Annotated in this window: 15 protein-coding genes; 8 read left to right on the top strand and 7 right to left on the bottom strand. The window is 56.5% G+C overall.

Going from position 1 to position 17,500, the window contains the following annotated elements; genetic code table 11:
- Positions 1–41: 41 nt before the first annotated feature.
- Complete coding sequence (gene moeB, locus QCD69_RS05245) at positions 42–794, bottom strand: molybdopterin-synthase adenylyltransferase MoeB (protein ID WP_301251248.1); 753 nt, start codon at positions 792–794, stop codon at positions 42–44.
- The gene (gene moeA, locus QCD69_RS05240) at positions 794–2,029 is read right to left on the bottom strand and encodes a molybdopterin molybdotransferase MoeA (RefSeq protein WP_253454768.1); all 1,236 of its coding nucleotides are present in this window, start codon (positions 2,027–2,029) and stop codon (positions 794–796) included. The genes moeB and moeA overlap by 1 nt, the downstream gene beginning before the upstream one ends.
- Positions 2,030–2,282: 253 nt before the next feature.
- Here moeA and QCD69_RS05235 point away from each other — a divergent pair, with 253 nt between their 5' ends.
- From QCD69_RS05235 to QCD69_RS05210, 6 genes are all read left to right on the top strand, one after another.
- Positions 2,283–3,245, top strand: coding sequence for an isoaspartyl peptidase/L-asparaginase (locus QCD69_RS05235; protein ID WP_253454767.1), 963 nt, complete (start codon positions 2,283–2,285; stop codon positions 3,243–3,245).
- 9 nt (positions 3,246–3,254) lie between these two features.
- Positions 3,255–5,108, top strand: coding sequence for a glutathione ABC transporter ATP-binding protein GsiA (gsiA, locus tag QCD69_RS05230; RefSeq protein ID WP_301251247.1), 1,854 nt, complete (start codon positions 3,255–3,257; stop codon positions 5,106–5,108).
- Between the two features lie 34 nt (positions 5,109–5,142).
- The gene (gene gsiB / locus QCD69_RS05225; protein ID WP_253454765.1) at positions 5,143–6,675 is read left to right on the top strand and encodes a glutathione ABC transporter substrate-binding protein GsiB; all 1,533 of its coding nucleotides are present in this window, start codon (positions 5,143–5,145) and stop codon (positions 6,673–6,675) included.
- Between the two features lie 55 nt (positions 6,676–6,730).
- Positions 6,731–7,651: a glutathione ABC transporter permease GsiC gene (gene gsiC / locus QCD69_RS05220; RefSeq protein WP_253454763.1), complete on the top strand. Its 921-nt coding sequence runs from the start codon at positions 6,731–6,733 to the stop codon at positions 7,649–7,651.
- 9 nt (positions 7,652–7,660) lie between these two features.
- The gene (gsiD, locus tag QCD69_RS05215) at positions 7,661–8,566 is read left to right on the top strand and encodes a glutathione ABC transporter permease GsiD (protein ID WP_253454762.1); all 906 of its coding nucleotides are present in this window, start codon (positions 7,661–7,663) and stop codon (positions 8,564–8,566) included.
- A 61-nt stretch (positions 8,567–8,627) separates the two neighbouring features.
- Positions 8,628–9,077 carry a DUF4385 domain-containing protein gene (locus QCD69_RS05210; protein ID WP_253454761.1) on the top strand — a complete coding sequence of 150 codons (450 nt, stop codon included), beginning with the start codon at positions 8,628–8,630 and terminating at the stop codon, positions 9,075–9,077.
- Positions 9,078–9,124: 47 nt separating this feature from the next.
- On the opposite strand, the gene QCD69_RS05205 is transcribed toward QCD69_RS05210, so the two are convergent.
- Together QCD69_RS05205 and QCD69_RS05200 are read right to left on the bottom strand one after the other, a co-directional pair.
- A complete protein-coding gene (locus QCD69_RS05205; RefSeq protein ID WP_253454760.1) occupies positions 9,125–9,973 on the bottom strand; it encodes a manganese catalase family protein in 849 nt (282 codons plus the stop codon).
- A gap of 655 nt (positions 9,974–10,628) precedes the next feature.
- Positions 10,629–11,336 (bottom strand): phage antirepressor KilAC domain-containing protein, encoded by a 708-nt coding sequence (locus QCD69_RS05200; protein ID WP_253454759.1) that lies wholly within the window; start codon positions 11,334–11,336, stop codon positions 10,629–10,631.
- Between the two features lie 201 nt (positions 11,337–11,537).
- On the opposite strand from QCD69_RS05200, the gene QCD69_RS05195 reads away from it, so the two are divergent.
- A complete protein-coding gene (locus QCD69_RS05195; protein WP_301251245.1) occupies positions 11,538–12,650 on the top strand; it encodes a PQQ-dependent sugar dehydrogenase in 1,113 nt (370 codons plus the stop codon).
- A 45-nt stretch (positions 12,651–12,695) separates the two neighbouring features.
- On the opposite strand, the gene QCD69_RS05190 is transcribed toward QCD69_RS05195, so the two are convergent.
- The gene (locus QCD69_RS05190; protein WP_301251310.1) at positions 12,696–13,352 is read right to left on the bottom strand and encodes an HAD family hydrolase; all 657 of its coding nucleotides are present in this window, start codon (positions 13,350–13,352) and stop codon (positions 12,696–12,698) included.
- Positions 13,353–13,586: 234 nt separating this feature from the next.
- On the opposite strand from QCD69_RS05190, the gene QCD69_RS05185 reads away from it, so the two are divergent.
- Complete coding sequence (locus tag QCD69_RS05185) at positions 13,587–14,789, top strand: serine hydrolase (RefSeq protein ID WP_253454758.1); 1,203 nt, start codon at positions 13,587–13,589, stop codon at positions 14,787–14,789.
- A gap of 47 nt (positions 14,790–14,836) precedes the next feature.
- On the opposite strand, the gene QCD69_RS05180 is transcribed toward QCD69_RS05185, so the two are convergent.
- Both QCD69_RS05180 and ybjG read right to left on the bottom strand, forming a co-directional pair.
- Entirely contained in the window at positions 14,837–16,096 is a 1,260-nt protein-coding gene (locus QCD69_RS05180) for an HAAAP family serine/threonine permease (protein WP_301251244.1), read from the bottom strand.
- Positions 16,097–16,594: 498 nt separating this feature from the next.
- A complete protein-coding gene (ybjG, locus tag QCD69_RS05175) occupies positions 16,595–17,200 on the bottom strand; it encodes an undecaprenyl-diphosphate phosphatase (RefSeq protein ID WP_253461051.1) in 606 nt (201 codons plus the stop codon).
- Positions 17,201–17,500: the final 300 nt, after the last annotated feature.

Raw genomic sequence — 17,500 nt, 5'->3', positions numbered from 1 at the left:
GTAATGAGCGCGCCGTTGCAAAAACAGGCGCGCTAAGAAGGTCAGCCGCCGCAAACCTCGCAGCAGGGGTCTTTGGCAAGCTTAAGCGTGCGGAACTGTAATGTCATCGCATCATACATCAGCAGTTTTCCCGCCACGCTGTCGCCATATTTGCTCAGCAGGCGGATGGTTTCCATCGCCTGGAGCGAGCCGATGACGCCGACCAGCGGCGCCATCACGCCCGCTTCCACACAGCTGAGCGCGGCATCGCCAAAGAGGCGGCTCAGGCAGCGATAGCAAGGCTCCGCTTCCTGCCAGGTAAAGACGCTAATCTGGCCTTCCATACGGATAGCCGCGCCGGAAACCAGCGGCGTTTTGCTGGCGAAGCAGAGACGGTTTAGCTGCTCGCGGGTCGCCACGTTATCCGTACAGTCCAGCACCACGTCATGCCGGGCGATCAGATCGGCCAGTTCTGCCTCGTCAAGCTGGCGATCGATGCTTTCCAGCACGATGTGCGGATTGATTTCACCTAGCTGACGGCGCGCGGAGTCAACCTTCGGCAGGCCAACCTGCGCATCGCGATGCAGGATCTGCCGCTGCAAATTAGAAACGGAGACGTGGTCAAAATCGAGCAGCGTCAGATGACCCACGCCAGCGGAAGCCAGATAAGGGCTGGCGGCGCAGCCTAAACCGCCCAGCCCAACGATTAATGCTTTTGCCGCCTTCAGCGCTTCCTGGCCGTCGAAATCGAAGCCGCGCAGCACAATTTGCCGGTTGTAGCGCAGCATCTCTTCGTCGCTCAGTTCCGGTTTCATTACCCCTCCAGCAGGCTGTTGAACGGCTCGACTTCCACCCATTCCCCGGCCTGCACGTTGCCGCGATCGCGCTCCAGCACGATAAAGCAGTTCGCCTGGCTGAAAGAGCTGAAGACGTGCGATCCCTGTGGGCCGGTGCTGCTGACTTCCAGCTCGCCCAGCGCGTTGCGCGACAGTTTGCCGCGCTGAAAATCGAGCCTGCCCGGCGTTTTTTTCAGGCTGCTGGCGCTTTTCACCCGCTGGCGAGGCGGCAGCGCGGCAGCGGTCAGGCCGCTAAGCTTCGCCAGCAGCGGCTGCACCAGCTGATAAAAGGTCAGCACCGCGGAAACGGGATTGCCCGGCAGGCCGCAGAACCAGCTGTTTTGCAGCCGGCCGAAAGCAAAAGGTTTGCCCGGCTTGATCGCCAGCTTCCAGAAGCCGATTTTGCCCAACTCTTCCAGCATCGCTTTGGTGTAGTCTGCTTCGCCCACCGAAACGCCGCCGCTGCTGATCACCACGTCGGCCCGGCTGTCCGCTTCAATAAAGGCGGCGCGCAGCGCGGCCTGATTATCGCGAATAATGCCAAGATCTATCACCTCGCAGCCCAGCTTTTCCAGCATCAGGCGCACGGCAAAACGGTTAGTGTCGTAGATCTGGCCGGCGGCCAGCGGTTCGCCGACCGGCTGAAGCTCATCACCGGTAGAGAATACCGCCACGCGCAGCCGACGTTTAACGGCCACTTCCGGCACGCCCAGCGAGGCCAGCAGCGGCAGCTCCGCCGTGCCCAGACGAATACCGGCGCTCAGCACGCTGGCGCCCTGAGCAATATCCTCACCGGCCAGGCGAATATTCTGCCCGGCGTTGACCGTGGCCAGGAACTTCACCGCTTCGCCAGCCTGTTCGGTTTCTTCCTGCATCACCACGGCCTCCGCACCTGCCGGTACAGGCGCGCCGGTCATAATGCGAATGCAGCTGCCGACCGGCCACTCGCCGCTAAAGGGCGTTCCGGCAAAGGCTTTCCCGGCGACGGGCAGCGGATTTCCCGTCGCCAGGTCGGCCAGGCGTACGGCGTAGCCATCCATAGCGGAGTTGGCAAAGGGGGGAACATCAACAGGAGAGATAACGGCGGCGGCGGTAATTCTGCCCGTGGCCGCGGTCAGCGGCACCGTTTCGGTTTCTGCAACCGGCGTGACGCGATCCAACATGGTAGACAGCGCGTCGTCAAGGGAGATAAGTCCCGCAGTAAAAGCTTCCATAACGTCCTCGGCATGCCCGACAGCCGGGCAGGCGTATACAATCAGATGGCAAATAGTATGGCGTGAATTATTGACGCGGTCACGTAAAGCTACCAACAGGTTATAAACCATAAGCTTTCGTTATTACCGCCGTACCCACTTTCCGCTTTACATCACTTTACAGCCTGCCTATAGTCAAAAACGGTCACAATTTGACAAAACCATTCTAACACAGTGTTTTTCTTGCCGATTTGGCACGCAGGGTAAAAGGATTATGAGCAGAGCAGCAATCGTCATCCATGGCGGCGCTGGCGCTATTGCCCGCGCCAGCCTGAGCGCGGAAAAAGAACGGCTTTATATCGAGGCGCTTTCCGACATCGTCGCCAGCGGACAGGCTATCCTGGCGCAGGACGGCAGCGCGCTGGATGCGGTAACGGAAGCCGTGCGCCTGCTGGAGGAGTGCCCGCTGTTCAATGCGGGAAAAGGCGCGGTCTTTACCCATCAGGGCACCCATGAGCTCGACGCCTGCGTGATGGACGGCAGATCGCTGGAAGCGGGCGCGGTCGCGGGGGTCAGGCAGGTACGCAATCCGGTGCTGGTCGCGCGTGCCGTGCTGGAGAAAAGCCCGCACGTGCTGTTTATTGGCGAGGGCGCGGAGCGGTTTGCCGTTGAGCAAGGCTTCGCGCCGGTGCCGCCCGACTTCTTTTCTACGCCGGAACGCTACGAGCAGTTACAGCGAGCCTTAAAGATGCAGCAAACCATGCTGGATCATGACGGCGCGGCGCAGGCGTCCGACGATCCGCTTGACCCCGATCGTAAATTCGGCACCGTAGGCGCGGTGGCGCTGGATCGGCACGGCAATCTGGCGGCGGCTACCTCAACAGGCGGCATGACCAACAAGCAGGCCGGACGCGTCGGCGACTCGCCAATCGTCGGCGCAGGCTGCTACGCCAATAACGCCAACGTAGCGGTTTCCTGCACCGGCAGCGGCGAAGTGTTTATGCGTACGCTGGCGGCCTATGACATCGCTGCCCTGATGGAGTACGGCGGCCTGTCGCTTAAGCAGGCCAGCGAGCGCGTGGTGATGGAAAAAATCAGCGTGCTGGGCGGCAGCGGCGGCGTGATAGCTATAGATCGCGAAGGCAACATTGCGCTGCCGTTTAACAGCGAAGGCATGTATCGGGGTTTTGGCTACGTGGGCGATGCGCCAAACGTGGGAATCTATCGCGAAGAATAGGGAGTCAGGATGGCCAGTGGATCCGATCTGTCCGCCGGACAGGTTTTGTCGGTCAAAAACTTGAGCGTCAGCTTTGCGCAGGAAGGCGACACCGTGCAGGCGGTGAAAAACCTTTCGCTTGAGGTGCAGCGTGGCGAAACGTTGGCGATAGTAGGCGAATCCGGCTCGGGAAAATCCGTTACCTCGCTGGCGCTGATGCGGCTGGTGGAGCAGGGCGGGGGACGCATCGACAGCGGCGAAATCTGGCTCCGGCGCCGCAACGGCGAAGCGATCGATCTGCTGCGCACGCCGCAGTCGGGGCTGCGCAGAGTACGCGGCGCGGATATGGCGATGATTTTTCAGGAACCGATGACCTCGCTTAACCCGGTCTTTCCCGTCGGCGATCAAATCGCGGAATCGATTGTTCTGCATCAGGGTAAAAGCCACCGCGAGGCGCTGAAGGAAGCCGAACGGATGCTGGATCTGGTGCGCATTCCGGAGGCCAAAAACGTGCTGGGCCGCTTTCCGCATCAGCTTTCCGGCGGCATGCGTCAGCGGGTGATGATTGCGATGGCGCTCTCCTGCCGTCCGGCGCTGCTGATTGCTGACGAACCCACCACGGCGCTGGACGTCACCATTCAGGCACAAATCTTACAGCTGATCCGCGTACTGCAAAAAGAGATGCAGATGGGCGTTATTTTCATCACCCATGATATGGGCGTGGTGGCGGAAATGGCCGATCGCGTGCAGGTGATGTATCGCGGCGACGTGGTAGAAACCGGGCCGGTTGAGGCCATTTTTCAGCATCCGCAGCAGGATTATACCAAAGCGCTACTGGCCGCGGTGCCTAAGCTGGGCGCGATGCGGGGCAGGCCTTTCCCGGCTCGTTTTCCATTGTTAACGGCCGACAGCGAAACGGCGCAGGAAAAACAGGATACCGTGGTGAGCGACGCGCCTCCGGTGCTTCAGGTGCGGGATTTGGTGACGCGGTTCGATATACGCAGCGGCATTCTGAATCGCGTCACGCGGCGCGTTCATGCCGTGGAAAAGGTCAGTTTCGATCTGCGCGCGGGTGAAACGCTGGCGCTGGTTGGCGAATCGGGCTGTGGGAAATCCACCACCGGTCGTTCGCTGCTGCGGCTGGTCGCCAGCCAGGGCGGCACCATCACCTTTAACGGCCAGCGCATCGACAACCTTACCGGCGCGGCGCTTTCTCATCTGCGGCGCGATATTCAGTTTATCTTTCAGGATCCCTACGCTTCGCTCGATCCACGTCTGACGGTTGGCTTTTCTATTATGGAGCCGCTGCTGGTGCACGGCGTGGCGAAAGGCAAAGAGGCCGAGGCGCGCGTGGCCTGGCTGCTGGAGCGCGTCGGCCTGCTGCCGGAACACGCCCGGCGCTATCCGCACGAGTTTTCCGGCGGCCAGCGCCAGCGTATCTGCATTGCGCGAGCGCTGGCGCTTAATCCAAAAGTGGTTATCGCTGACGAATCCGTTTCCGCGCTGGACGTTTCGGTACAGGCGCAAATCGTCAATCTGATGATGGATCTGCAACGGGAGTTTGGCATCGCCTTTCTGTTTATCTCTCACGATATGGCGGTAGTGGAACGGATCAGCCACCGCGTGGCGGTGATGTACCTCGGGCAGATCGTTGAGATAGGTTCGCGCCAGGCGGTATTCGAAAATCCCCAGCATCCCTATACGCGTAAATTAATGTCTGCCGTGCCGGTAGCCGATCCGCAGCATCGCCGTCGCGAACGGGCGCTGCTGGCGGATGAGATACCCAGCCCGATTCGGGCTATCGGCGAAGAGCCTGAAGTCGCGCCGCTGGTAGAAGTCGGCGCGGGGCACTATGTCGCCCGTCATGCCGTCGGCGGCGTCTGAATATGCTGCATAACAAAATCACTGGAGAAAAAGCATGATTATTGAACGCAAGCTGCTGTTGGCTGCCGGGATCCTGAGCAGCCTGACGGCGATCCCGGCCTGGGCGGCAAAAGATGCGGTGATCGCCGTTGGCTCTAATTTCACCACGCTCGATCCTTATGACGCCAACGACACGCTGTCGCAGGCGGTCGCCAAATCTTTCTATCAGGGCCTGTTCGGCTTTGATAAAGAGATGAAGCGGATTAACGTGCTGGCGGAGAGTTTTGACGCCAGCAAGGACGGCCTGACCTACACCATTAAACTGCGCAGCGGCATCAAGTTCCAGGACGGCACCGATTTCAACGCTGAAGCGGTGAAGGTGAATCTGGATCGCGCCAGCAACCCTGATAATCACCTCAAGCGCTACAACCTGTTTAAGTCGGTGGCGACCACGGAAGTGATCGATCCCACTACCGTGAAAATTACCCTGAAACAGCCGTTCTCCGCTTTTATCAACACGCTTGCCAGCCCGGCAGCGGCGATGATTTCACCGACCGCGCTGAAAAAATATGGCAAAGAGATCGGCTTCCACCCGGTGGGCACCGGCCCGTACGAGCTGGAAACCTGGAACCAGACCGATTTTGTAAAGGTGAAAAAATTTGCGGGCTACTGGCAGGCTGGCTATCCGAAGCTGGACAGCATTACCTGGCGGCCGGTAGTGGATAACAATACCCGAGCGGCAATGCTGCAAACCGGCGAGGCGAATCTGGCTTTCCCGGTGCCTTACGAGCAGGCCAAACTGCTGGAAAAAAACAGCAAATTAGATTTGGTGGCTACGCCTTCCATCATGCAGCGCTATATCAGTTTTAACGTCACGCAGAAGCCATTTGATAATCCCAAAGTGCGCGAGGCCATCAACTACGCCATCAATCGCCAGGCGCTGGTGAAGGTCGCCTTTGCCGGTTACGCCACGCCGGCCACGGGCATCGTGCCGCCATCGATTCAGTATGCGCAAAGCTATCCGCCGCTGGCGTACAACCCGGCGAAAGCGCGCGAGCTGCTGAAAGAAGCAGGCTATCCGAACGGCTTCAGCACCACGCTGTGGTCTTCGCATAACCACAGCACGGCGCAGAAAGTATTGCAGTTTACCCAGCAGCAGCTGGCGCAGGTAGGCATTAAAGTTACGGTCACCGCCATGGATGCCGGCCAGCGCGCGGCGCAGGTTGAGGATAAAGGGCAGAAAGAGAGCGGCGTGAAAATGTTCTATACCGGTTGGAGCGCCTCGACGGGCGAAGCCAACTGGGCGCTGACGCCGCTGTTCGCCACGCAGTCCTGGCCACCGACGATTTTCAATACCGCTTTCTACAGCAATCCGCAGGTGGATAAAGATTTGGCCGATGCGCTAAACACCACCGACGCTCAGAAGAAAGCCTCGCTCTATAAAGACGCGCAGGATCGCATCTGGAACGATCGCCCGTGGGCACCGCTGGTGGTGGAAAAGCTGGTTTCAGCCAATACCAAAAACCTGACGGGCTTTTATGTCATGCCGGATACTTCGTTCAGCTTTGAAGAGGCCGATCTGAAGTAACCGCTCCGGCGGCGCCTGGTGTGGCGGGCGCCGCCGTGAACGTGTCAGGAAACCTATGCTTAACTATTTTATTAAACGACTGCTGGGCCTGATCCCCACTTTGCTTATCGTGGCGGTGCTGGTCTTTCTGTTTGTGCATATGCTGCCGGGCGATCCGGCCAGGCTGGTGGCCGGGCCGGAAGCGGACGCCACCGTCGTGGCGCTGGTACGCCAGCAGCTGGGCCTGGATCAGCCGCTGATTCAGCAGTTCTGGCATTTTATCAGCCAGGCGATACGGGGCGATTTTGGTCAGTCGATGGTTTCCCGTCGACCTGTTTCGGCGGAAATCGCCCAGCGTTTTCTGCCCACGCTGTGGCTGACGCTGAGCAGCATGGTCTGGTCAGTGATTTTCGGCATGACTATCGGCATCGTCTCGGCCGTCTGGCGCAATCGCTGGCCGGATCGTATCGGCATGACGCTGGCCGTTTCCGGCATCTCTTTTCCCGCCTTCGCGCTGGGCATGCTGCTGATGCAAATCTTCTCCGTGGAGCTGGGCTGGCTGCCTACCGTCGGCGCGGATGGCTGGCGCAACTATATTCTGCCTTCCATCACTTTGGGTGCGGCCGTTGCCGCAGTGATGGCCCGTTTTACCCGCGCCTCTTTTGTGGAGGTGATGCAGGAAGATTACATGCGTACCGCGCGGGCGAAAGGCGTGCGCGAAACGTGGGTGGTGATCAAGCATGGCCTGCGCAACGCGATGATCCCGGTCGTCACCATGATGGGCCTACAGTTCGGCTTTTTGCTGGGCGGATCGATTGTGGTGGAGGTGGTGTTCAACTGGCCGGGACTGGGGCGCCTGCTGGTGGATTCGGTAGAAATGCGCGACTACCCCGTGGTACAGGCCGAAGTATTGCTGTTTTCACTGGAATTTATTCTTATTAACCTGGTTGTCGATATGCTGTACGCGGCGATTAACCCGACTATTCGCTACAAATAAGGACGGGCGATGAAAAACTGGCGACGTAGCGCGGCCCTGGCCGCGATGCCAACGATAAAACAGCATCGCGTACGCACGCCGTGGCGGGAATTTTGGCGGCGCTTTCGTCGCCAGCCGGTGGCGATGACGGCCGGCCTCTTTATTATCCTGCTGATTGCGGTTGCCTTTGTGGCGCCCTGGCTGGCGCCCTTCGACGCGGAAAACTACTTTGATTACGATCGCCTGACGGAAGGGCCATCGGCGATGCACTGGTTCGGCGTCGATTCGCTGGGCCGCGATATTTTTAGCCGCGTGCTGCTGGGAACACGCTTATCGCTGATTTCCGGCTTTTTTTCGGTAGCGATCGGCGCGGCCATCGGTACGGTGCTGGGGTTGCTGGCGGGCTATTATGAAGGCTGGTGGGATCGCATTATTATGCGCATCAGCGACGTGCTGTTCGCTTTCCCCGGAATTTTACTGGCGATTGCCGTGGTCGCTATTATGGGCAGCGGCATGGCGAACGTGGTTATCGCCGTGGCTATTTTCAGTATTCCTGCCTTTGCGCGTCTGGTGCGCGGTAACACGCTGGTGTTGAAACAGATGACATACATTGAATCCGCCAGAAGCATTGGCGCTTCAGATGTCACTATTATCCTGCGCCATATTCTGCCGGGTACGCTCTCCTCTGTGGTGGTCTATTTTACCATGCGTATCGGCACCTCGATTATTACCGCCGCCAGCCTCTCTTTTCTGGGGCTGGGCGCGCAGCCGCCGACGCCGGAATGGGGCGCGATGCTGAACGAAGCGCGCGCGGATATGGTGATGGCGCCGCACGTGGCGATTTTCCCCAGTCTCGCCATCTTTTTGACCGTGCTGGCATTTAATCTGCTGGGCGACGGGCTGCGCGACGCGCTGGATCCTAAACTGAAAAACTGAGCCATGCTGGCGTCTTTTTCTTTTCCTGTGCCAGGCTTACCTCTTTACCCAGAGGTGGGCCGTGAAGGAATTTGATTACGAGCAGGATTTTAAAACCATCGATTTTCGTCAGCATCCTGAGCTTTATCAGGTTGGGCGCGGTGAACAGGGCGTCCTGATGGTCGAGCCTTATAAAGGCGAAATATTACCGCACTGGCGTTTCAGAACGCCCGCCATTGCGGAAGCCTCGGCTAAAAAAATTATGGCGCTGTTCGAAGAGTACCGTGCAAAAGATGATTTTGTCGGTATGGACATGGCGCGAAAATTTATTCAGATGGGCTATACGCGAGCCAGGCGCTACGCCAATCATAAAGGCGGCCGCAAATATGACGAAGATCGGCAGGTACTGCCTTATCACGTGAATGAAGAGAAAGCGGAAGCGGCGGCTATTTTTAAAGTCTGGTGGGATAAGATCCGTGAGGACGAAGATTACCTGAAACGTAAAAAAGCCCATCAGACGAAATATGGCTAACGCGGTTAAACGTTAAAAGGCCGCGGTTAAGCGGCCTGAATACAGCATTATTTTTCCAGCGGAGCGCCCGGCTGGATCTGTTCTTTCTGCGCGCCGGAACCCGGTCTGGCCGGGCCAAGGATAGGTTCCTGTCCCAGGATGTCCGGTTTCTCTTTCGCGGTAAACTGCCCTACGCCGTCGTAGGCCGGGCCTTCACTCCAGCGGCCTTTCGGCAGCGGTTTATCCAGCGAAGTGTTCAGACAGTAATAAGAGTGCTCCTGCGCCTCCTCCGACTGCGGGAAGCTGTTCGGAACAGGCATAGACGCACCGATACCGCCCATATCCTCAATTACCGCCAGCCACTGCTGCTGGTGCATGGTATCGCGGGCAATCAGGAAAGAGAGGAAATCCTTCATGCCTTTGTCTTCCGTCAGGTTATACAGGCGGGTTGCCAGTACGCGGCCGGTAGCCTCTGCGGTAACGTTAGCCAGCATATCCGCAGCGACGTTGCCGGAAGCGTAAATGTGACTCATATCAAAAGACATCCCGTTGGCGTTGACGGGCATGGCCGCCAGGCCTGACGACAGAATATGACGCGGATTCATGCCGCCCAGGATAGCGTTAACTACCGGATCCTTTGCCGACTCTTCCTGATAGGAGAGCGGTGCGCCTTCAAGGTTAAGCGCGACGGCGTGACCAAGCATTTCGATATGAGCCAGCTCTTCGGTAGCGGTGGAGATCAGCAAATCTTTAATGCGTGGATCGCCGCGAGTCCCCATCGCCTGGAAAAAATATTGCATAGCAACGCGTATTTCCCCTTCGACACCGCCGATGGCCTGCTGCAACAGCATGGCAAATTCTGGATCGGGCTTGTCGACTTTTACCGGATATTGCAGTTTCGATGAATGATGAAACATGTTTTCCTCCTGGTAGATTACGTTAGTTAAGCAACGCAATAAGCCTGGTAGAAATTGGTAAAAATGGGAAGGCAAACACGATAGATTCTCATTTACCCACACCGGATGCCCAGAAAACAAGCAGATACAGCGCGCGTCAAAACGTGGCGGAAAGCAGGCATGGCGCTGAAAAGCGCTTAAAACCGAACGGAATATTCCAGATAAGCCTCCCCGCAAAAACAGACTTTTCTGAAGCCTGCAGCGCGTCACAAATCTTCAGGCGGGATGATTAACAGCGGTCAGCTACAACAGGCAACGAGTTTAACCCATATAACTAACTGCAGCCGGTTTCAGGCAGGAAACTGTCAGGCGGAAGGGAGAGTCATAGCATAAACGATGGTTTTGAAAGCCGATTAACTGTACCGGGTTTAAGACAGGATATCAGACAGAATAACCGGCAATCAGGAGGGTTAGCCTCAGCATAAAAGACGGCTCTTAAAGCCGACCAACTGTACCGTGTTCCAGGCGGAATAACCGACAAGCGGAAGGGATAGCCTCCGCATAAACAACGGTTCTGAAAGCGGGCGTGCTGCGGATTATTTTAGCCGGAACATCAGCCACCCGATCAGAGTGACAACACGCTATAACCCAGCCAGTCCATGGCCGATTACTGCTGTTATGCCGCTGCGCCTTTTGGCTGTGCAGCAAGATGCGCTGCCCACAGGTTAGTCACCCATTTCACGCCTTTAGCAGTAAAGCGAGCCTGTGAAAAGGCGTGCAGGTTCTCGCCTACGCTGGTGCGCACCGTAAAGTAGCCCGCCTGCACATGGTGCTGCTGCGGCATCAGCGTGCCGTTGGCGCGGTACATAATATTGCGTTCAAACAGGAACTGACGGAATTCAGGTTCTTTCACCTTCAGCATTTTGCAGAGCTGGCGAAAACCCAGCGAATCTTCCACCTGCACAAAGCGGTCAAAAAACTCCGCCTTTGGGGCGAAAAGGGCAAGCTGCTGCTCGGCTGCCTGGCGCTGTTCAAACTGTTCGGCCCAGGCCCGCGCCGCCGCTGCGGGATTGGTGAAATCCGGCAGGCGAGTACTTCTCTCGCGTTCCTGCCAGCTGTCCAGCGCCTGGGTGATAAACGCGGGCGCAAGACGCGCCACGGCCAGTAACGAATCGCGCTTGTTCAGGCAATACTCCTGACGCGTTTCGCCATCACGCTCGTAAACACCAATCGTCAGCGGTTGAGAAAGACGCTGGGTGGTTTCCAGCGTTTTGATCAGCCGTTTTACTTCGCCGTGCGGAATACCAGCTAACTGAGCGATTTCCCGGCTGCTCATCGTGACCGATTGATTCAGCGAGCTGAGGTTTTCTGTCGAAATCATCATAGGTTTTACCCCCAAGCTTTTCAAAAGACACCCGAGCGGGCAGTAGAAATATTATACAGTTGCCTGTTTAAATATCCAGTACTTTTTTTAAGCGATCGAGTTAATTGAATCTGCTATCAATTTTGAATTTTTGTAAAGGTAGCCCGCCTGAAAAGCATCTCCACTAGAGTTATTTCAGCCCCTTTTATCTGGAGAAAAAGTATGTCCCGACTGCTGCAAACTTGCCTGCTGAGCGCCTCGCTTTTGACCATGGGAACGGCTGTGGCCGAAGAAGTTACCGTGACCGAACTCCAAAAAGGATTAGATCATCCCTGGGGCATCGCCTTCCTGCCGGAGGAGCAGGGATTACTGATCACCGAACGCGGCGGGCAGCTGCGCCTGTGGCAGCAGGGAAAGGGGCTGTCGGCGCCGCTGACAGGCGTCCCCAAGGTCTGGGCCGAACGACAGGGCGGCCTGCTGGATATCGCGCTGGCGCCTGATTTTGCGCAAAGCCGTCGGGTCTGGCTCAGCTATACGGAAGCAGATAAAGAGGGACGTGCCGGCGCGGTTGTAGGTTATGGCAGGCTGAATACAGCCCATACCGGGCTTGAGAGTTTTCGCGTTGTACTGCGTCAGGAACCGAAACTCTCAGGCGGCGCCAATTTAGGTTCACGGCTGGCTTTTGATGACAAAGGCTATCTCTACATCAGCTTTGGCGATAATTTCCAGGCCGCGACGGCGCAGGATCTTAAAACGCTTACCGGCAAAATTGTGCGGCTGAAAGCGGATGGCAGCGTGCCTGAAGATAATCCATTTGTGCAGCAAAAGGACGCACGGCCTGAAATCTGGACATACGGCATGCGCAATCCGCAGGGGCTGGCGCTGAATCCGACGACGCGGGAAATGTGGGAAAATGAGCACGGCCCGCGCGGCGGCGATGAGATTAATCTTCTGCGTAAGGGAGAAAACTACGGCTGGCCGCTGGCGACCTGGGGCATAGATTATGGCGGCGACAAAGTGCCCGGTTCTCAGGGCGGCGAAGCACCGAATACGGTTCAGCCGCAGCTTTACTGGAAGGTTTCGCCTGCGCTCAGCGGAATGGCGTTTTATCAGGGCGATCGCTTTCCGGCATGGAAAAACTCGCTCTTTATCGGCGCGCTGAAAGACAAAAGTCTTATCCATCTGACCGTGGACGGCGAAAAGGTGACGGAGCAAGCCCGCCTGCTTAAGGATCGCGGCGAGCGCATTCGGGACGTGCGCACCGGCCCTGACGGCTATTTGTACGTATTAACGGATGAAACAGACGGCAAACTGCTGCGCATTGCGCCGAAATAAAACCGGCCGAGGGGCCGGTTTACCAGGGAAAGCGAGGCCAGCCCGCTATTTGATCCAGCGGCACACTTCCCAGCCGCGCTGTAGCGCCAGCTGATAGAGCGGCTCCGCTGGATTAATAACGTGGGCGCGATCGGCACGTTCCAGCAGCGGCAGATCGTTAATGGAATCGCTATAGGCCCAGATTTGCGTAAACCGCGCGTCATCCTCTAGCGCCAGCCAGTCCGTCAGTCTGGCCGTCGCATCCCTGCCGTTATTGCCTACGCTGCAGGGGCGGCCGCTGTAGCGATCGTTGACGATCTCCACGCCGACAGCCAGCGCGCCATCTGCGCCAAGCTGCTGCGCGATAGGCGTCGCCAGATGATCGCCGCCTGGCGACATCACCATCACTTTATCGCCACGCTGCTGGTGCCATGCCAGCTTTTCGCGCGCGGCAGGATAGAGGCGAGGCAGGATATCGCGCTGAATAAAGCGCCTGACCCAGCCGGCAACGGTAAGCGTACCCATGCCTGCCAGCGGCGTTAGCGTCGCCTGCATATACTCCTCTGCCGGCAGCAGGCCCTCACGATAACGAGCCATTAGCGCTCTTTCCTGCTCTACCAGCACGGCCGGCGCATACCCTTGCGAAACCAGCCAGCGGCACCACAGGCTGGCGCTGTCTTCGCAAATAAGCGTTTCATCAAGATCGAACAGGGCTAAATCCATCATGTTGACTCCACCAAGAGACTGAATTCAGATTAGCGGAGTTTTGTGACGGACTTAACAGCCTGCTGCAAAATCAGACTAACGCCCCTGTGGCGCGGTGAGTTTCTCTAATAAATTTTAAAAAACTTTACTGAATCAAGGTTCTTTTTAGCGGCCATAAACGCTAGCGTAAAAGACCCTTCGCCCGTAAATGCGACAAGCTTTTATTTTTCATAAGGATAGCCAGAAACCGCCATGACCATGATGCGCCTCTCCGCCGGAATTCACGCTGCCACGCTCCCTGTTTTGTTGCTCGTGGCCTCTTTTAGCAGCCGCGCAGCGGAAGCCCCTGTGCCGCCACAGGTTGAGGCCAAAGCCTGGATCCTGATGGACTACCACAGCGGTAAGGTACTAACCGCATCCAATGCGGACGAGCGCCACGATCCGGCCAGCCTGACCAAAATCATGGCCAGCTATGTTATTGGACAGGCGATGAAAGCGGGAAAAATTCACGATGACGATCTGGTCACCATCGGCCAGGATGCCTGGGCTACCGGTAACCCTATACTGAAAGGCTCTTCGCTGATGTTTTTAAAGCCGGGCGATCGCATTCCCGTCGCCGAACTGAACAAAGGCGTGGTGATCCAGTCCGGCAACGATGCCAGCATTGCGCTGGCGGATTACGTGGCGGGAAGCCAGGACGCCTTTGTGGGGCTGATGAACAATTACGTCCAGGCGCTGGGGCTAAAAAACACGCATTTTAAAACCGTGCACGGGCTGGATGCAGACGGCCAGTACAGCACCGCCCGTGATATGGCGCTGCTTGGCCAGGCTTTGATCCGCGACGTGCCGGCGGAATACGCGCTGCATAAAGAGAAAGAATTCACGTTCAATAATATTAAACAGCACAATCGTAACCGTCTGCTGTGGAGCACAAATCTGCAGGTAGACGGCATCAAAACCGGCCATACCGCCGGGGCGGGAAACAACCTGGTCGCTTCAGCGACGCAAGGAGAACAGCGGCTGATCTCCGTGGTACTGGGCGCAGCAACCGACGCCATACGCTTTCGCGAAAGCGAAAAACTGCTGACGTGGGGTTTCCGTTTTTACGAAACTATCACGCCGATAAAAGCCGACAAACCCTTTGCTTCGCAGCGGGTCTGGTTCGGGGATCGGAAAGAGGTGCGTTTGGGCGTGGCGGAAGATGCAGCGATAACCTTGCCAAAAGATCGGGCAAAGGAGCTGAAAGCGAGCTTTACGCTCAACGAGCCGCAGCTGACGGCGCCGTTAAAGAAAAATCAGATCGTCGGCACCATTGATTTTCAGCTGAACGGTAAAACTATTGAGCAGCGTCCGCTGGTGGCGATGGATGAGGTGAAAGAGGGGGGCGTGTTTAGCCGGATGTGGGACTTTGTGCTGATGAAGCTGCAAGGCTGGTTCGGCAAATGGTTAGGCTAAGCGCTTAATATCGACATGCTACGGCGCCATCCGTGGCGCATCCCTGGTCAGAACAGGTCGTAAGCGATAGCCGAAATGGCGATCAGGCCTGTCAGCACCACAAATACGTTGCTGATTTTCCCGCTGTACTGGCGCATCGACGGCACCTTGTTAATCGCGTACATCGGCATCAGGAAAAGCAGCACGGCAATTACAGGCCCGCCCAGCGTTTCAATCATCCCCAGAATGCTGGGGTTTTTGGTTGCTACCAGCCAGGTGGTCAGAAACATAAAGACTGCCGTTATCCGGTTCAGTTTGTTTTCCGCCGGCGGCTGGCGGAAAGTCCTGGCGATCAGGCCGTTAAAGCCTTCGCGCGCGCCCAGATAGTGGCCCAGAAACGATTTGGTGATAGCGACCATCGCGATCAGCGGCGCAAGCCAGCCCATCAGCGGGGTATTAAAATGGTTAGCCAGATAAGAAAGAATAGAGATGTTCTGCTCTTTCGCTTCCGCCAGGTTTTCCGGCGACAGGCTAAGCACACAGCTGAAGACGAAAAACATCACCGTCACTACCATCATCAGATGACTGCGGGCCAGAATGCGCGCGCACTTTTTTGCCGCGTTATCGCCATATTCCTGACGCTTTGCTACCGCAAAAGCCGAAATAATCGGTGAATGATTAAAAGAAAACACCATGACCGGGATAGCCAGCCAGAGCGTCATCCACAGGCCCTTGCTGCTGCCTTCCGCATGATGAAAAATCGTGCTGTTCCAGTGTGGGATCAAAAATAGCGCCAGCGCCATCAGCACCAGGACAAAAGGATAAACCAGCACGCTCATGGTTTTAACAATGGTCTCTTTGCCGAAGCGCACGATAGCCATCAAACCCGCAATCAAAATCAGCGACAGCAGCGCTCTGGGCGGTGGCGACAAATGAAGCTGATGGGTGATAAAGCTCTCGACGGTGTTGGTGATAGCCACGCTATAAACCAGCAGGATAGGATAGATAGCAAAGAAATAGAGCAGGGTAAGCAGCGTGCCCGCGCCCGCGCCGAAATGTTCTTCCACCACGCCGGTAATATCCCGATCGCCGCGTCCGGAGAGTACAAAGCGACAGAGACCGCGATGAGCGAAAAAAGTCATAGGAAAAGCGAGAGCCGCCATAATAAGCAGAGGAATCAGCCCGCCGATACCGGCATTGATCGGTAAAAACAACACGCCAGCGCCGATAGCCGTGCCGTACAGGCCGAGCATCCACGTGGTGTCGCTTTTGCGCCACTCTGTCGACGCGTCCGTTGACGGCAGCGTAGCCGTTTTAGTGGATTCCATTGACAATCTCCCGGTTGAAAATAGTGAGCTAAATAACCTGAACGTAAAGCAGGAAAACGGCGCTCGTCAGCGTAATTAACTACTCTGGCTGAGGCGAGCAACACTCTACCACCAGAAAAAGAAGAAGAAAGGGAAAATTAGAAGGCACAGATCTCAGATAAAGGGATTACTTTGCGTATTTATAGCGCGATCGTCTGAATAGAAAGGTTAGCACCATAAGAAGTGCTGAGTGGAAGCGGTTACTATAGTCATTAAAACCAAATCTGGCCGCTGCGCGATTGGTTAAATAATGCTCTCTCACGAGCATTTACAGTATTTATGATTTTTATATAAATAAATCAATAACTTAAAATTAAGATTCAATGCGTAGGGCTAATTTTATTCATTTGCGCAACGGACGAATAAAAAGCGTTTATTATTTCGGCCTGTTGCGCAATATTGTGTCGATAATGTAAGCCGTTGCTTCGGCCTGATTATTACACTTAACCTGGCAAAGTATTATTCACGCACCCAGCCTTTGCGAATAGGGAAAGCAAATAAGAGGCGGTAAAGCGAAGAAATATTATGCAATAAGCGCCGGCCGCAAAAATGCCACGTAACCTGCGCCACCAGGCAGGAAAGCATCCCCAACAGCAGGCCGCCCAGCATATCCATTGGCCAGTGAACGCCCAGGAAGATGCGTGACCAGGCAATTGCCAGGCCGGCCGCCAGCAGCACTACGCCTGACCAGGCGCGATGCCAGCAGAAAAAGGCGATGGCAAAAGTGAAAATAATGGTGCCGTGATTGCTGGGATAGGATTCCGTCGCGTCGTGCGCAAGAAACTGATGGCCCAGTCCGATAACAAAGGGGCGTGGATGAGGATACAGGCTGCCAATCAGCCAGGATACGGTTAAGGCGCAGGCCAAAGCGATAGCGGTTTTCAGGACCAGCCGGCGCTGCGAGCCAACCTGACTTCTCGGCCCCCACAGCCACAGCGCGACAATAAGTACGGGCACAATGGTGATCAGATCGCGAGCCACCAGGGTAGCCAGCGATATCAACCAGGCGGGCGTGTCGGGCGTGGCGTTAATCCAGAGAAACAGCGACCGGTTTAGCGCTTCCAGCATGGTTATTTCCTCATCTCGTTCAGCGGTACCTGACGTACCTGAAAGTAAAAACGGGCCGGTGACGGCCTTAAAGTGTCGCAATCTGCTCAGAGGTTTGCGCGGCGGCCAGCCCGTCACGGCATCCCTGAAGGCAGCCGCATAAGGTAGAAGCGGCCCAATAAAAGTTAAATAGGCTCGCTCTTAATTCCGTTAGCGGTTGTGGTTTCGTTAAGGATTGAGGACAGAAAAAGGGGAACAGGCAGGAAACAGCGGAAAACAAAAAGAAAAAAACCCGTCAATCATAAGATTAACGGGCTC

Source organism: Erwinia sp. PsM31, assembly GCF_030433775.1.
Taxonomy (GTDB): Bacteria; Pseudomonadota; Gammaproteobacteria; order Enterobacterales; family Enterobacteriaceae; genus Erwinia; species Erwinia aeris.
Note: the sequence above shows the minus strand (reverse complement) of the source record. Positions and strands in the feature narration are given on the sequence as shown.

Bases quoted from the DNA above. Each gene is read 5' to 3' on its own strand.
- moeB (WP_301251248.1), bottom strand. From the start codon at position 794: ATGAAACCGGAACTGAGCGACGAAGAGATGCTGCGCTACAACCGGCAA.
- moeA (WP_253454768.1), bottom strand. From the start codon at position 2,029: ATGGAAGCTTTTACTGCGGGACTTATCTCCCTTGACGACGCGCTGTCT.
- QCD69_RS05235 (WP_253454767.1), top strand. From the start codon at position 2,283: ATGAGCAGAGCAGCAATCGTCATCCATGGCGGCGCTGGCGCTATTGCC.
- gsiA (WP_301251247.1), top strand. From the start codon at position 3,255: ATGGCCAGTGGATCCGATCTGTCCGCCGGACAGGTTTTGTCGGTCAAA.
- gsiB (WP_253454765.1), top strand. From the start codon at position 5,143: ATGATTATTGAACGCAAGCTGCTGTTGGCTGCCGGGATCCTGAGCAGC.
- gsiC (WP_253454763.1), top strand. From the start codon at position 6,731: ATGCTTAACTATTTTATTAAACGACTGCTGGGCCTGATCCCCACTTTG.
- gsiD (WP_253454762.1), top strand. From the start codon at position 7,661: ATGAAAAACTGGCGACGTAGCGCGGCCCTGGCCGCGATGCCAACGATA.
- QCD69_RS05205 (WP_253454760.1), bottom strand. From the start codon at position 9,973: ATGTTTCATCATTCATCGAAACTGCAATATCCGGTAAAAGTCGACAAG.
- QCD69_RS05200 (WP_253454759.1), bottom strand. From the start codon at position 11,336: ATGATGATTTCGACAGAAAACCTCAGCTCGCTGAATCAATCGGTCACG.
- QCD69_RS05195 (WP_301251245.1), top strand. From the start codon at position 11,538: ATGTCCCGACTGCTGCAAACTTGCCTGCTGAGCGCCTCGCTTTTGACC.
- QCD69_RS05190 (WP_301251310.1), bottom strand. From the start codon at position 13,352: ATGGATTTAGCCCTGTTCGATCTTGATGAAACGCTTATTTGCGAAGAC.
- QCD69_RS05185 (WP_253454758.1), top strand. From the start codon at position 13,587: ATGACCATGATGCGCCTCTCCGCCGGAATTCACGCTGCCACGCTCCCT.
- QCD69_RS05180 (WP_301251244.1), bottom strand. From the start codon at position 16,096: ATGGAATCCACTAAAACGGCTACGCTGCCGTCAACGGACGCGTCGACA.